This is a genomic window from Frigoribacterium sp. SL97 (assembly GCF_026625765.1).
In the GTDB taxonomy this organism is placed as follows: domain Bacteria; phylum Actinomycetota; class Actinomycetes; order Actinomycetales; family Microbacteriaceae; genus Frigoribacterium.
Map to the genome: position 1 here is coordinate 432,760 of NZ_CP113062.1, position 14,312 is coordinate 447,071.

A 14,312-nucleotide genomic window follows, 5' to 3' on the forward strand; every position below is an offset into this window, starting at 1 on the left:
GGGTCAGCAGGGGACCGCTCGGAGCGGCCAGGTCGCGACGGCCGACACGGCGTCCCGGATCGCCGTCGCGTTCGCACCCGCACTCGTCGTGCTCGTCTTCGCGGTCGCGGTCGCGGTCGGGCTCCGACGCGTCGCGTCGAACGGGCGGTGGCGGACGTCGCGGCTGCTCGCGAGGGACCGGAAGACGGGGGTCGCCTCGCGTTCGGCGGCCAGGGTGTCGAAGATCGGTGAGGTCACGGGTTGCTCCTGCGGTCGATGGGGGTCGTAGCAGAAATATAACCCTGAAATGTGAGTATCACAAGGGTTCGTCTCACTGCGCCCGCGTGGGCCCGCACCTGCGCGGCCCCGCACCCGCGTGGGCCCGCACCCGCGTGGCCCCGCACCCTCGTGGGCCGGCGTCAGAAGAGGCGGGAGTGCGAGTCGTCCAGCCCGCGCATGGCGTCGTAGTCGAGCAGGAGGGTGCGGATGCCCCGGTCGTGGGCCAGCGTGCGGGCCTGCGGTTTGATCTCTTGCGCGGCGAACACCCCGGTCACGGGGGCGAGGTGCGGGTCGCGGTTCATCAGCTCGAGGTACCTCGTGAGCTGCTCGACCCCGTCGATGTCGCCTCGCCGCTTCAGCTCGACGGCCACCGCGGCGCCCTTCGCGTCGCGGGCCAGGATGTCGACCGGCCCGATGGCGGTCATGTACTCGCGGCGGACGAGGGTGTGGCCCTCGCCGAGCAGCTCGATCTGTTCGGCCAGCAACTTCTGCAGGTCGGCCTCGACGCCGTCCTTGGTCAGCCCCGGGTCGACGCCCATCTCGTGGGACGAGTCGTGCAGCACCTCGTGGATCGACACCACCAGGAGGTCGGCCGTCTTGGCCTGGGTCACCTTCCACAGCTCGACGACGCCGGCCTCGCGTTGGTCGTCGTCGGGTTCGACCGTGCGGATCGTGCAGGGCGGGCTCATCCAGTTCAAGGGCTTGTAGCTGCCCCCGTCGGAGTGGACGAGCAGGCTGCCGTCGCTCTTGACCATCAGGAGGCGCGTGGCCAGGGGCAGGTGGGCGGACAGTCGACCGGCGTAGTCGACCGAGCAACGGGCAATGACGAGGCGCACCCGACGATCCTACGGGGCGGCGCGAACGCGGCAGGGGCCCCTCGTTGACAAGTATGCATATGTGAAATACATTCATGACAGATGGTCGGCAGGACGGCCACCGAGACGCCTCCAGGAGGAACGATGCCCCACCCGATGCCCGCCACGACCCGGCCGCTGCGGACGACGACCCACGACACGGCCGAGCTGCTGCTCGTCGACCTGGCGACGGCGCGCTACGCGCCCGGCGACTCCCTCGACGTCGACACCATCGTGCGCGAGCACCGGGTCACCCCCGGCGAGGTGCACCTCGCCCTCTTCGAGCTGAGGCGCATGAAGGTCGTGGTGCGCGCCCCGTTCAGCGGTGCCCACGTCGTCGTCTGGCACCGGCGGTTCAACGAGGTGCTGCTGCGCGACCTGGTCCGCATGGTCTCCGTGGCGTCGACGACGGCGACGTCGCTCGAGGACGTCCCCGAGCCCGCCGTGCGCCGACCGGCCTGCACGGCCCACGGGCTGGCCCTGCCCGCGGACGTCGCCCACTTCCTCGACCTCGTCCGGGCGATCGTGCAGGTGCTCTCGCCGGCGGCCCGTCAGCACGTGCGCGACGACCTGCTGCTGCCGCTCGAGATCCTCTGCAGCGCGAGGGCCGTCGCGGTGCACGACATGCGGCCCGCCCTCGGCGAGACCGTCCGCGGCGCGATCGTCGACCTGATGGAGGCCGCCGCGCACTACGGCGACTGGACACAGCTGCCCGGTCTCGCGTCCGACTACGTCACGGCCCTGGGCGTCGACGAACCGCCCGTGCGACCCGTCGACTGACGCCGCACCGACCGTCACCGCTCACCCGGAGGCCGTCCGGCCCCGTCGGCTAGGCTGCGGCAGCATGAGCCGGGCAGAGGGCGACGTCGCCGCGAGGCCGACCCTCGCGTCGGTGGCGCGGGTCGCCGGGGTGAGCGCGAGCACCGCCTCCTTGGCCTTCAGCGGGACCGGCCCCGTCTCGGACGAGACCCGCGCGCGGGTGCTCGCCGCCGCCGACGAACTCGGCTACGCCGGGCCCGACCCCCGCGCGAGGTCGCTGCGGCGTGGGCGTTCCGGCATCGTCGGCGCCGTCCTCGAGTCCACCCTCAGCACGGCCTTCCGCGACCCGATCAACGTGGCCATGCTCGACGGCATCGCCGACGTCACGGGGCCGGCCGACAACTCGCTGCTGCTGCTGACCGAGACCGCGGGCGAGCGGTCCCGCCTGCTGGACGCCCCGGTGGACGCCGTCGTGCTGTTCGGCTGCAGCACCCGCCTCGACCAGTCCGTGTCGATCATGCGTCGGCGCGGCATCCCGGTGGTCTCGATCGAGGCCCCGCCGACCGAGGGCGTGCTCGACATCGCCGAGGACAACGTGGGCTCGTCCCGCCTGTTGGCGCAGCACCTGCACGACTTCGGCCACCGACGGGTCGCCGTCGTCGCGCTCGAGCTCGGCCCGGGCCGGTCGAGCGGCGACGGGGACGACGAGCTCACCGACGCGCGCGTGGCCCGGGGCACCTCCTGGCCGACCCTCGAGCGGCTGCGCGGCACCCGCGAGGTCTTCCCGGGCGTGGGCGGCCTGGCCACCCGCGGCAGCTGGACGAGCGAGGGGCACCGCGCCGGCCTGCGCCTGCTCGACGTGCCCGAGGCCGAGCGGCCGACGGCGATCGTCGCCCAGAGCGACCTGCTCGCGTCGGGCGTCATCGCGGCGGCGGACGACCTGGGGCTGTCCGTGCCGGGCGACCTGAGCGTCGTCGGCTACGACGGCGTGCGCCTCGACGACCCGCGCGCCGCCGACCTCACGACGGTCGTCCAGCCCGCCGTCGAGAAGGGCCGCGCGGCCGGTCGCGCAGTGCTCGCGCTCCTCGCCGGCGACCCCGTCGAGGGCACGACGTTCACGAGCGTCTTCCGCCCCGGCTCGACCACGGGTCCGCCCGCGCGCTGACGCCCGACCCCGACGCCTCCTCGCCGACGCCGACCCACGACCCCGGGTTCAGCCGGCGCCGACGACCATCCAGCGGTCCGACCGCGCCCGGAGGCCCAGCGTCACGGCGCGGATGCCGATGTAGCCCAGGCCGAAGGCCAGCCACAGGGCGACCGTGCCCCGCGCGTCCGGCCCGACCCGCGCCTCCAGCGGGATCAGGATCGCGAGGTAGACGACCGTGTTGACCACGCCGGCGAGGGCGAGGTAGCGGGCGTCGCCGGCGCCGAGGAGCACGCCGTCGAGCACGAAGACGAAGCCGGCCAGCGGGATGCCCACGGCCATCGCCAGCACGACCCGGGGCAGCAGGTCGCGCACCCCGTCGTCGCCGCTGAAGACGGGTGCGAGCAGCGGCGAGACCGCGGCCAGCAGCACGCCGAGCAGCAGACCGCCGCCGACCCCGAACAGCATCAGCCGACGGGTGACGGCGCGCACCGCCTCGCGATCGCCCTGACCGAGCGCGTGGCCGACGAGGGCCTGGCCGGCGATGGCCAGCGCGTCGAGGGCGAACGCCAGCGTGCTGAACAGGGTGAGCGCGACCTGGATCGTCGCGAGCCCGGTCACCCCCGAGGAGGCGGCGGCCCAGACGGTCGCGATCATCGCGATCCGCAGGGACGCGTTGCGCACGAGCAGCCACGCGCCGGAGCGTGCCGTGCGACCGACGCCGGCCAGACCCGGACGCAGCGGAGCCCCGACGGCCCGCGCGGCACGGACGGCGATCACCACGTACACGGCGGCCATGCCCCACTGCGCGACGACGGTCCCCGCGGCCGAGCCGGCGATTCCCCAGCCGAAGCCGTAGAGGAAGAGCGCGTTCAGGCCCGCGTTCGCCGCGAAGCCGACCGTGGCGACGACCAGTGGCGTCCTGGTGTCCTGCAGGCCGCGCAGCAGTCCGGTCGCCGCGATCACGAGCAGCATGCCGGGCAGGCCGAGCATCGACACGGTCAGGTAGGTCGCCGCCGCGTCGACGACGGCCGGCTCGGTGCCGAACAGGCCGACGAGGGGGCGGGCGACGAGTGCCCCGACCCCGGCGAGCACCACCCCGACCAGCAGCGCGAACCAGAGCCCGTCGACGCCGGCGCGGATCGCTCCGGGCCGGTCACCCGCGCCGAGCCGTCGGGCCACGGTCGGCGTCGTGGCGTAGGCCAGGAAGATCAGCAGGCCGAGGGCGGTCTGCAGCACGACGCTCGCGATGCCGAGCCCGGCGAGGGGCACCGTGCCCAGGTGCCCGACCATCGCGGTGTCGGTAAGGAGGAAGAGCGGTTCCGCGATCAGCGCGCCGAGCGCCGGCGCCGCGAGGGCGACGATGCGTCGGTCCCAGGGCGAACGGAGGCGCGAGGTCGTCACCGGGGACGGCTCGCCGCGGCGGCGTCCCACCGTCAGTCGGTGCCCCGGGCCCGACCCACGGCCGACATGAGGTGGTAGACGACGATGGCCGCGACCGTGCCGAGGATGATGCCGCCGAAGCTCGCGCCCCCGAGGGCCAGGGTGAAGTCGGCGATGCCCATGATGAGCGCGACGCCGGCGGTCAGCTGGTTCTTCGGGCGGCTGAAGTCGACCCTGTTCTCGACCCAGATGCGGATGCCGATCACGCCGATGAGCCCGTAGAGCGCCGTCGTGACGCCGCCGAGCACCCCCGGCGGGATGGTGAAGATGACGGCGCCGATCTTGGGCGACAGCCCGAGCAGGATCGCCACGACGCCGGCGATCCAGTACGCGGCCGTCGAGAAGATGCGGGTGGCGCTCATCACGCCGATGTTCTCGCCGTAGGTGGTCGTCGCCGAGCCGCCGCCGAGGCCGGCGAGCACCGTGCTGAGGCCGTCGGCGAAGAGTGCCCGGCCGGTCAGCGGGTCGAGGTTGCGCTTCGTGAGCTGGCCGACACCCTTGACGTGGCCGACGTTCTCGGCGATCAGGGCGAGCACGACGGGCAGGAAGCCGAGGTAGATCGGCAGCTGCCCGAGGTCGAAGGCGGGGGCCGTGAAGGTCGGCAGGCCCACCCACGGCGCGGCCGCGACGGCGCTGTAGTCGACGGCGCCCGCGATCACGGCGGCGACGTAGCCGACGACGACGCCGACGAAGATCGACAGGCGGCCGAGCAGGCCCTTGAAGAGCACGGCGCTCAGCACGACCGCGGCGAGCGTGATCAGGGCGATGCCCGGCGAGAGCGCGAAGTTGTCGCGGGCGGCCGGGGCCAGGTTGAAGCCGATGAGGGCGACGATCGAGCCGCTGACCACCGGGGGCAGCAGGGCGTCGATCCAGCGGGTGCCCGCGAGGTTCACGACCAGGCCGATCACCGCGAGCAGGGCGCCGACGACGATGATGCCGCTGAGCGCGAGGGGGATGCCGCCCACGTCGGTGGCGGCCGCGATCGGGGCGAGGAAGGCGAACGACGAGCCCAGGTAGCTGGGCAGGCGGTTCTTCGTGATGACGAGGAAGAGCAGGGTGCCGATGCCGGAGAAGAACAGCGTCGTACTCGGCGGGAACCCGGTGATGATCGGCACGAGGAAGGTCGCGCCGAACATCGCGACGACGTGCTGGCCGCCGAGGCCGATGGTGCGCGGCCAGCTGAGCCGCTCCTCCGGGGCCACGATCTCGGTCGGGTCGACCGTCTTGCCGTCGCCGTGCAGTGCCCAGGGGAGTGCCATGTCGAGAACTGTACTGGGGGTGCCGTTTCCTCCGTGTTTCCTGGGACGGCCTCGTCAGCCCGGGCCGCAGCGGGTCCGGCCCGGCCCGTCGTCGGGGGCCTCACCTAGGCTGACGGGCATGACCAGCGACGCACTGAGCAGCGGAATCCAGACCGACGAACTCGACCCGGCGGTCCGCCCGCAGGACGACCTCTTCCGGCACGTCAACGGCGCGTGGATCGACCGCACCGAGATCCCCGACGACAAGGCGCGCTACGGCTCCTTCTACCTGCTCGCCGAAGAGGCCGAGAAGGCCGTCCGCGAGATCGTGGTCGAGTCCCAGTCCGCCGAGCCCGGCACCGAGGCCCGCAAGGTCGGCGACCTCTTCACCAGCTTCACCGACGAGGAGCGCATCGAGGCGCTCGGCGCCGCACCCCTCGAACCGCTCCTGGCCGAGGTCGAGACGGTCACCGACGTGACCTCGTTCACGCGCCTCCTGGGCTCGCTCGAGAAGCAGGGCATGCCGAGCTTCGTCCAGCTCTTCGTCGACAACGACCCGGGCGACCCCGAGCGGTACGTCGTCTTCGTCGAGCAGGGCGGCCTCGGCCTGCCCGACGAGTCCTACTACCGCGACGAGAAGTTCGAGTCGGTGCGGACCGCCTACCGGGCGTTCGTCGAGCAGATGCTCGGGCTCGCCGGCCTCGACGACGCCTCGGCCCGCGCCGACCGCGTGGTCGGGCTCGAGACCGCCCTCGCCACGCACCACTGGAGCAACGTCGCCACCCGCGACAGCGACAAGACCTACAACCTGCTGCCCTGGGCCGAGTTCGACGCGCTCGCCGAGGGTGTCGACCTCACGGCCTGGCGGGACGCCGTGGGCGGCCCGGCCGGCGTCTTCGACGAGCTCGTCGTGCGCGAGCCGTCGTTCGTGACCGGACTGGCCTCGCTGCTGACCGACGACCGCCTCGACGCCTGGAGCGACTGGCTGCGCTGGCAGATCGTCCGCTCCATGGCCGCCTACCTGTCGACGCCCTTCGTCGAGGCGAACTTCGGCTTCTACGGTCGTACCCTCACCGGCACCCCCGTGCAGCGCGCCCGCTGGAAGCGCGGTGTCTCGCTGGTCGAGGGCGCCCTCGGCGAGGCCGTCGGGCGCATCTACGTCGAGCGGCACTTCGCGCCCGAGGCCAAGACCGCGATGGACGTCCTCGTCGGGCACCTGGTCGAGGCCTACCGACAGAGCATCACGGGCCTTGAGTGGATGACCGACGAAACCCGAGCCCGGGCCCTCGACAAGCTCGAGAAGTTCACGCCCAAGATCGGTTTCCCCGAGAAATGGCGCGACTACTCGGCCCTGTCGATCGACCCCGCCGACCTGGTCGGCAACGTGCGGGCCACCGCCGCCTTCGGCTTCGACCGCGAGCTGGGCAAGATCGGCCAGCCGCTCGACCGCGACGAGTGGTTCATGACGCCGCAGACCATCAACGCGTACTACAACCCGGGCATGAACGAGATCGTGTTCCCCGCGGCGATCCTGCAGTTCCCGTTCTTCGACGAGACGCGCGACGCCGCGGCCAACTACGGAGCCATCGGCGCCGTCATCGGCCACGAGATCGGCCACGGCTTCGACGACCAGGGCTCGAAGTACGACGGCGACGGCAAGCTGACCGACTGGTGGACCCCCGCCGACCGCGAGGCGTTCGAGGAGCTGACCTCGTCGCTCATCGCGCAGTACGACGCCCTCGCCCCGAAGCAGGTGCCCGACCACCACGTCAACGGCGCCCTCACCATCGGCGAGAACATCGGCGACCTCGGCGGGCTCTCGATCGCCTGGAAGGCCTACCTCATCTCGCTCGACGGCAGCGAGCCGCCCGTGATCGACGGCCTGACCGGCGCCGAGCGGTTCTTCCTGAGCTGGGCCCAGGCCTGGCAGATCAAGCTGCGCGACGAAGAGGCGATCCGTCTCGTCTCGATCGACCCGCACTCGCCGAACGAGTTCCGGTGCAACCAGATCGTGCGCAACATCGACGAGTTCTACGAGACGTTCGGCGTCACCGAGAGCGACGCGCTGTGGCTGCCGGCCGAGGAGCGCGTCACCATTTGGTAGGTCAGGTGCCCGGCCGTCGGGCTCGACGGGAGAACGGCGACGGCGCCGACCACGAGGCGCGCCACGGTGGCGGGCGCGCGCTCGAGTCGTTCTCGGCGTCCTTCGCCGCCCTGGGCGACCTGGCGCTCGCGGGTGGGCAGGTCTCGGCCTCGGTCAGGGACCTCGACTCGCGGGCCGACCTGCTGAGCGTCGACGAGCACGTGGCGCTGCCGGTGGGGCAGCTCGGTGCCGTCCTGCTCCTGGTCGAGGTGTCGGCCCGCATCGAGGACGGCACGCTCCGCCCCCTCGACGAACTCGACCGGCCGGGCGACCCCGGCGACCAGGGGCCCGGTGGCCTCTGGCCCTACCTCCGCCGGACGAGCCTCCCGGTGACCGACGCGGCGACGCTCGTCGGGGCCTTCCGCGACGGGGCGGCGATCGACGCGCTCATCTCTCGGGTGGGCCTGGCCGCCGTGCGGGCACGAGGCGAATCGCTCGGTCTCACGAAGACCGCCCTCCTCGACGTCACCCGGTCGTCGCGCGGCCCCGACGACGCGCCCGCGCTCGCCGTGGGCACGGCTCACGAACTCGGCGGCCTCATGGTGTCCCTCGCCCGCGGCGAGGTCGTCGACCGGGCCGTGTCGAACCGGGTGCTCGGCTGGCTGTCGCTGGGCGCCGACACGTCGCTGGTCGCGGCACCGTTCGGTCTCGATCCGCTCGGGCACCGGCGGCTCGACCACGACCTGCAGATCGTCCACACGACCGGTGGCGACCCGGGGGTGCGCTCCGAGCTCGGGGTGCTCCGCGGGCCGCGCCGAAGCGTCGCGTACTGCGTGATCGTCACGTTCGACGACCTGACGCTCGCCCACCGCCTCCGGGCGCTCGAGGCCCTGCGGGCCGTGGGCACCGACGCCCTCGAGTACGTGCACTGAGCCGGGTGCCGCACCGAGCCGCGGCCCGGCCGTGCCCCCGCGCCGACTCAGTCGACCAGGTCGAGCCCCCGGAGGCGCTCGAGCGTCGCGACACCGGCCGGCGGGCACCGGCCCGCGTCGGCCGAGGTGACCCAGTGGACCGCGCCGACCTCGGCGGCGGGCGCGGGCTCGGGGCTCGTCGCCGAGAGCTCGGCCGCGAAGACCGTCATGGCGACCTGCCGACCCTCGGGCTCGCCGTGCGCCTGCGTCACGACGGTGAAGAGCTCGGCCACGGTCGTCGGGTCGAGTTCGACGCCGACCTCTTCGCGCGACTCCCGGACCAGCGCCTCGGCCGCGGTCTCGCCGGCCTCGAGCTTGCCGCCGGGCAGGTACAGCACGTCACGGCCGCGGGCGGTGACCATCAGCATCCGACGGTCACGGACGAGGGCGAGCGCGCTGACGACGATGGTGTCCATCAGGCCATCCTCGGGCACGACGACGTCGGCCCGGTGCACCGGCGTCCGGGGGCGATCAGCCCGCCGAGGCCTGACGCTCGTCGTCGACCGCGCGCAACGGCGACGACGAGGAGGCGCGGCGCCCGTCGGTCACGCCGAAGAGCGCCTCGAGACCGTCGCGGAACTCGTCGCCCCGGCCCTCTCGGGCCAGCTCGCGCGCCCGGACGGAGGGGGTGTGCAGCAGCACGCCGGCGAGGTGTCGCAGGGCCGATTCGGTGCGATCGGACGAGTCCCCGCGCGACCGCGCGCGCTCGATCTCGGCGTCGAGCAGGTCGAAGACGTGCTTGCGCAGCGCGACGACGGACGGCGTGAGCGACTGTTCGGCGGCGACGGCCTGGAACTCCGCGGCCGCGGACGAGACGAGGGCTCGAGCGTCGTCGGCCGCGCTGAGCTGGGGCAGCGGCGCGTGCAGGCTGATGGTCTCGAGGTCGAGCAGCTCGACGCCCTCGACGCCGGCGACGAGCGGGTCGACGTTGCGGGGCAGCCCGAGGTCGATCACGAGGCGGCGGCCGCCGGGGAGGACGACGTCGCGGGTGACGACCGGCTCGGTGGTCGAGGTGCAGGTGATCAGCACGTCGCTCCAGGCGACGGCGGTGGCGAGGTCGTCGTACGGCGTCGCGGCGTGCTTGAGGCCGAACCACTCGGCGCGGCCCGAACCCGAGTAGACGGCGAGCTGGTCGGCGCCACGGTCGCGAAGTGCCGCGACGGTGGTGGCCGCGTACTGGCCGGTGCCCACGATGAGGACGCGCGCCTCGGACCAGTCGGTCACCCGTGAGGACGCCAGCTCGAGCGCGAGGCGCACGAGTGACCGGCCCGCGCCTCCGACGTTGGTCTGGTTCTTGATGCCCCGGGAGGTCTGCGACGCCTTCTGGAAGAGGCGCTCGAGGTCGCGCGAGGTGGTGCCGTCGTGGCGGGCGCGCTCGAGCGAACGGCGCACCTGGCCCGAGATCTCGTCCTCCCCGACGACGACGGACTCGAGGCCCGAGCTGACGGCGAACAGGTGCTCGACGACCTCGTCGCCCGTGATGACCCGGACGCTGTCGCGCAGGTCGTCGGGCTCGACGCCGCTGGCGGTGCTCATGGTCTCGATCGTGGCCTCGACGGCCAGGGCGCTGCCGGCGGTGAGGGGCTCGTCGACGTCGAGGTAGGCCTCGAACCGGTTGCAGGTCGCGAGCACGACCGCGCCGCTGACGAAGTCGCTGCCGTCGACCAGGGTGCCCGCCGCCGAGGGTGCGCCGATGCTCAGCCTCTCGAGGAGGTCGAAGCTGGCGTTCTGGTGGGACGCCGTGAGGCAGATGAGCACTGAGTGATCCTAACTCTGATCGGCGTTTTCGGCTGGGCGTTGACTCGACGTCGAGTGGCCGGGAATGCCACACGACGGTTGCAGCTTGCAACAACGGAGCCCGGGGCCGCATTCCGGCCGCCGGCCCGCACCGCATCGAACCAAGGAGACACCATGACCTCGACCACCAGCATCCAGTGGCAGCTCGTCGCCCGCCCGCACGGCGAGCCCACCCCCGACGACGTCGCCCGCGTCGAGGTGACCCTGCCCGAGCTCGGCGACGGCGAGGTCCGCGTGCAGAACGAGTTCCTGTCGGTCGACCCCTACATGCGCGGTCGCATGAACGACGTGAAGTCGTACGTCCCGCCTTTCGCCCTCGGCGAGACCATGACCGGCGGGGCCGTCGGCCGCGTCGTCGAGTCGCGTTCGGACGACCTGCCGGTCGGCACCGTCGTGCTGCACGAGCAGGGCTGGCGCGACGTGGCCCAGGGAGGCGCGGCCACGTTCCGTGCCGTGCAGCCCGTCGACGGCGTGCCCCTGTCGGCGTACCTGGGCGTGCTCGGCCTCACCGGCCTGACGGCGTACGTCGGCCTCACCGAGATCGCCGGCATCCGCGAGGGCGACGTCGTCTTCGTGTCGGGTGCCGCCGGGGCCGTCGGCACCATGGTCGGCCAGATCGCCCGCCTCAAGGGAGCCTCGCGCGTGATCGGCAGCGCCGGTTCGGCCGAGAAGGTCGAGCTGCTGACCTCGAAGTACGGCTTCGACGCCGCGTTCAACTACAAGGACGGCGACGTCTCCGAGCTGCTCGCCGAGGCCGCGCCCGACGGCATCGACCTCTACTTCGACAACGTCGGCGGCGACCACCTGTCGGCCGCCCTCGCCTCGTTCCGCACCGGCGGTCGTGCCGCACTCTGCGGCTCGATCGCGAACTACAACTCCACCGGCGCCCCGGTCGGCATCACGGGCATGACCAACATGGTCACCCGCGGTCTGACGATGAAGGGCTTCACGTTGGGCGACTACCGCCACCTCGCACCCGCGTTCCAGGCCGAGATGGGCCCCTGGCTCTCCGCCGGCGACGTCGTGTACGACGAGACCGTCGTCGAGGGCGTCGACAACGCGTTCGACGCCTTCACCGGGCTCATGCGCGGCGACAACGTCGGGAAGATGGTCGTCGCGGTCTCCTGACCCGCGCCTCCTCGTCCGCTCGCGCGTTCGAGGCGATCCGACCGGGACGGTCCCGCCGTGGCGGGGCCGGCCGCGGGTCGCCTCGACGCGACGTCCAGCGGGCGATGGGACAATCGACCACGTGACCCAGACCTCCGCCCTGCCCGAGCAGCACCCGCTGGCCGCCGGCCTCACGACGCGTTCACCGCTGGTCCGTGCCCTGCGCGGCGACCGGCCCGAGACGCTGCCGGTGTGGTTCATGCGCCAGGCGGGGCGCTCGCTTCCCGAGTACCGCGAGCTGCGCGTCGGCACCGCCATGCTCGACGCCTGCCTCACGCCCGACCTGGCGAGCGAGATCACGCTGCAGCCGGTCCGCCGTCACGGCGTCGACGCGGGCATCTTCTTCAGCGACATCGTCGTGCCGATCAAGCTGGCCGGCGTCTCGGTCGACATCGTCCCGGGTCGTGGTCCGGTGCTCGAGACGCCGATCCGCACGGCGGCCGACGTCGCGGCCCTGCGGCCGATCGACCCGGAGGCGCTGGCCCCGATCGCCGCGGGCGTCGCCCAGACCGTCGCGCAGCTGGGCAGCACGCCACTGATCGGGTTCGCCGGCGCCCCTTTCACCCTCGCCGCCTACCTCGTCGAGGGCGGGCCGTCGAAGGACCACATCCGCGCCCGTGCCCTCATGCACGGCGATCCCGAGACCTGGGACGCCCTGCTCACCTGGGCCGCGGACGTGACCGGCGCCTTCCTGCGGGCGCAGGTGCTCGCCGGGGCGAGCGCCGCCCAGTTGTTCGACTCGTGGGTCGGGTCGCTCTCGCTGGCCGACTACACCGCGCACGTCGCCCGCCATTCGGCCCGTGCCCTCTCGCACGTCGCCGACCTCGACGTGCCCCGCATCCACTTCGGAGTGGGCAGCGGCGAGGTGCTGGCCGCCATGCGCGACGTCGGCACCGACGCCGTCGGGGTCGACTGGCGCATCCCGCTCGACGAGGCCTCGCGTCGCCTCGGTGGCTCCACCCCGGTGCAGGGCAACATCGACCCCGCCATGCTCCAGGCGCCGTGGGCCGTGCTCGAGGCGCACGTCCGCGACGTGGTCGAGCGTGGTCGGGCGGCCCCGGCGCACGTGCTCAACCTCGGCCACGGCGTCAGCCCCGACACCGACCCCGACGTGCTCACCCGCATCGTCGAGCTCGCGCACACGCTGTGACCCCGCCCGTCGTCACCCCGAGCGGCGTCGTCGACGTCGCCGTGGTGGGCGGCGGCATGGGCGGCATCGTGCTCGCCCGTGACCTGGCCGCCGCCGGGTTGGGCGTCGTGCTGTTCGAGGCATCCGACCGACTGGGCGGCGAGGTCTCGCGACACGTGGTCGCCGGCATCGCACTCGACGCCGGGGCCGAGAGCTTCGCGACCCGGGGCGGCACGGTCGCCGGTTTCGCCACCGAACTCGGCCTCGGCGACGACATCGTCCTGCCCGATCCCCGCGGGGCCTGGCTGCACGAGGCCGACGGCGAGTCCTTTCCCATCCCGCGCACGGGGCTGCTCGGCATCCCCGGCGACCCGTCCGCCGCCGACGTGCGAGCCGTCGTCGGCGAGGCCGGCGTGACCCGCGCGCTCGCGGACGCCGGCCTGCCCGCCGAGATCGGGGCCGAAGAAATCACCCTGGGGGGTCTCGTCCGGGCGCGCATGGGTGACGAGGTCGTCGACCGGCTCGTCAGTCCCATCGTCTCGGGCGTCCACTCGCTCCACCCCGACCTGCTCGCCGTCGACCGCGTGGCCCCCGGGCTGCGCTCGGCCCTCCAGCGCGAGGGCAGCCTCGCCGCCGCCGTGCTCGGACTGCGCGCCCTGGCCCCGGCCGGCTCGGCGGTGGCGGGCATCCGCGGCGGCCTCGCCAGGCTGGTCGACCCGATCGTCGCCGACCTCGAGCGGCACGGCGTCGACGTCCGCCTCGGCACCCGCGTGCGTTCGATCGACGAGACCGGCGTCGAGACCACGGGCGGTGAGCACGTCCGGGCGAGACAGGTCGTGCTGGCCGTCGGGGACCACGACGCGGTGGTCCTGACGACCCGCGCCTCCTCGGTGCCGCCCGGAGCGATCACCCTCGCGACCCTCGTCGTCGACCGGCCGGAGCTCGACGCGGCACCCCGGGGCACGGGCGTCCTCGTCGCCCCCGGCTCGACCGGACTCCGGGCCAAGGCCCTCACCCACGCGACCGTCAAGTGGAGCTGGCTGGCCGAGCTCGCCGGGGGACGCCACGTGCTCCGGCTCAGCTTCGACTCGCCCGTCGTCGACCGCGACACACCCGACGCCGAGGTGCGCGACGCGGCGCTCGCCGACGCCTCGACCCTGCTCGGCGTCGACCTCGCCGCGCGCCACCTGGTCGGCTTCGGCCGGGCCACCTGGGACGCCCCGCGCCGGGCCGAGGCGGCGGTCGTCACCGAGCCCGTGGTCGAGGTCGTCCAGGCAGGAGGCGCGGTGGCGGGACGGGGGCTGGCCGCGATCATCGCCCACTCGCGTCGTCAGGCCGCCACCCTCGTGGCGGCGCTGTCGGCGCCCCCGTCCCGCGACTGAGGCCCCGGGGTCGGACCGCTTCGGTCCGGCGCGGGCGTCCGGCACCCGCCTCGGGCTACATTGGAGGGACGTGTGCGGCACATGCCG

Annotated in this window: 13 protein-coding genes; 7 read left to right on the forward strand and 6 right to left on the reverse strand. The window is 73.3% G+C overall.

From position 1 onward, the window contains the following. Positions 1–3 precede the first annotated feature (3 nt). Positions 4–237, reverse strand: a complete 234-nt coding sequence (locus tag OVA02_RS02135) for a hypothetical protein (protein ID WP_173153976.1) — start codon at positions 235–237, stop codon at positions 4–6. 161 nt (positions 238–398) lie between these two features. Continuing rightward, positions 399–1,094 (reverse strand): endonuclease NucS, encoded by a 696-nt coding sequence (nucS, locus tag OVA02_RS02140; RefSeq protein ID WP_056044151.1) that lies wholly within the window; start codon positions 1,092–1,094, stop codon positions 399–401. A 135-nt stretch (positions 1,095–1,229) separates the two neighbouring features. Between nucS and OVA02_RS02145 the strand changes: the two genes are divergently transcribed. Together OVA02_RS02145 and OVA02_RS02150 are read left to right on the forward strand one after the other, a co-directional pair. Further along, complete coding sequence (locus OVA02_RS02145; RefSeq protein ID WP_159828314.1) at positions 1,230–1,892, forward strand: hypothetical protein; 663 nt, start codon at positions 1,230–1,232, stop codon at positions 1,890–1,892. 64 nt (positions 1,893–1,956) lie between these two features. Then, a complete protein-coding gene (locus OVA02_RS02150) occupies positions 1,957–3,036 on the forward strand; it encodes a LacI family DNA-binding transcriptional regulator (RefSeq protein WP_267659136.1) in 1,080 nt (359 codons plus the stop codon). Positions 3,037–3,084: 48 nt separating this feature from the next. On the opposite strand, the gene OVA02_RS02155 is transcribed toward OVA02_RS02150, so the two are convergent. Together OVA02_RS02155 and OVA02_RS02160 are read right to left on the reverse strand one after the other, a co-directional pair. After that, positions 3,085–4,419: an MATE family efflux transporter gene (locus OVA02_RS02155; RefSeq protein WP_267659137.1), complete on the reverse strand. Its 1,335-nt coding sequence runs from the start codon at positions 4,417–4,419 to the stop codon at positions 3,085–3,087. Positions 4,420–4,451: 32 nt separating this feature from the next. Further along, a complete protein-coding gene (locus OVA02_RS02160; RefSeq protein ID WP_200413058.1) occupies positions 4,452–5,717 on the reverse strand; it encodes a uracil-xanthine permease family protein in 1,266 nt (421 codons plus the stop codon). A 118-nt stretch (positions 5,718–5,835) separates the two neighbouring features. Here OVA02_RS02160 and OVA02_RS02165 point away from each other — a divergent pair, with 118 nt between their 5' ends. Together OVA02_RS02165 and OVA02_RS02170 are read left to right on the forward strand one after the other, a co-directional pair. Then, positions 5,836–7,800, forward strand: a complete 1,965-nt coding sequence (locus OVA02_RS02165) for a M13 family metallopeptidase (protein ID WP_056044144.1) — start codon at positions 5,836–5,838, stop codon at positions 7,798–7,800. 5 nt (positions 7,801–7,805) lie between these two features. Next, the gene (locus tag OVA02_RS02170; RefSeq protein ID WP_267659138.1) at positions 7,806–8,711 is read left to right on the forward strand and encodes a serine hydrolase; all 906 of its coding nucleotides are present in this window, start codon (positions 7,806–7,808) and stop codon (positions 8,709–8,711) included. A 47-nt stretch (positions 8,712–8,758) separates the two neighbouring features. Here OVA02_RS02170 and OVA02_RS02175 read toward each other — a convergent pair whose 3' ends face one another. Continuing rightward, positions 8,759–9,166, reverse strand: coding sequence for an NUDIX hydrolase (locus tag OVA02_RS02175; protein WP_056044139.1), 408 nt, complete (start codon positions 9,164–9,166; stop codon positions 8,759–8,761). A 55-nt stretch (positions 9,167–9,221) separates the two neighbouring features. Next, positions 9,222–10,508 carry a glutamyl-tRNA reductase gene (locus OVA02_RS02180; RefSeq protein ID WP_056044137.1) on the reverse strand — a complete coding sequence of 429 codons (1,287 nt, stop codon included), beginning with the start codon at positions 10,506–10,508 and terminating at the stop codon, positions 9,222–9,224. A 153-nt stretch (positions 10,509–10,661) separates the two neighbouring features. Here OVA02_RS02180 and OVA02_RS02185 point away from each other — a divergent pair, with 153 nt between their 5' ends. From OVA02_RS02185 to OVA02_RS02195, 3 genes are all read left to right on the forward strand, one after another. Next, complete coding sequence (locus OVA02_RS02185; protein WP_056044134.1) at positions 10,662–11,675, forward strand: NADP-dependent oxidoreductase; 1,014 nt, start codon at positions 10,662–10,664, stop codon at positions 11,673–11,675. A 121-nt stretch (positions 11,676–11,796) separates the two neighbouring features. Next, on the forward strand, positions 11,797–12,864 hold the full coding sequence (hemE, locus tag OVA02_RS02190) for a uroporphyrinogen decarboxylase (protein WP_056044132.1): 1,068 nt from the start codon (positions 11,797–11,799) through the stop codon (positions 12,862–12,864). Then, positions 12,861–14,225, forward strand: a complete 1,365-nt coding sequence (locus OVA02_RS02195; RefSeq protein ID WP_267659139.1) for a protoporphyrinogen/coproporphyrinogen oxidase — start codon at positions 12,861–12,863, stop codon at positions 14,223–14,225. Before hemE ends, OVA02_RS02195 begins: the two co-directional genes overlap by 4 nt. Positions 14,226–14,312 lie beyond the last annotated feature (87 nt).

Excerpts from the sequence above, each read along its gene's own strand:
- OVA02_RS02145 (WP_159828314.1), top strand. The coding sequence starts at position 1,230 with ATGCCCGCCACGACCCGGCCGCTGCGGACGACGACCCACGACACGGCC.
- OVA02_RS02150 (WP_267659136.1), top strand. The coding sequence starts at position 1,957 with ATGAGCCGGGCAGAGGGCGACGTCGCCGCGAGGCCGACCCTCGCGTCG.
- OVA02_RS02160 (WP_200413058.1), bottom strand. The coding sequence starts at position 5,717 with ATGGCACTCCCCTGGGCACTGCACGGCGACGGCAAGACGGTCGACCCG.
- OVA02_RS02165 (WP_056044144.1), top strand. The coding sequence starts at position 5,836 with ATGACCAGCGACGCACTGAGCAGCGGAATCCAGACCGACGAACTCGAC.
- OVA02_RS02175 (WP_056044139.1), bottom strand. The coding sequence starts at position 9,166 with ATGGACACCATCGTCGTCAGCGCGCTCGCCCTCGTCCGTGACCGTCGG.
- OVA02_RS02185 (WP_056044134.1), top strand. The coding sequence starts at position 10,662 with ATGACCTCGACCACCAGCATCCAGTGGCAGCTCGTCGCCCGCCCGCAC.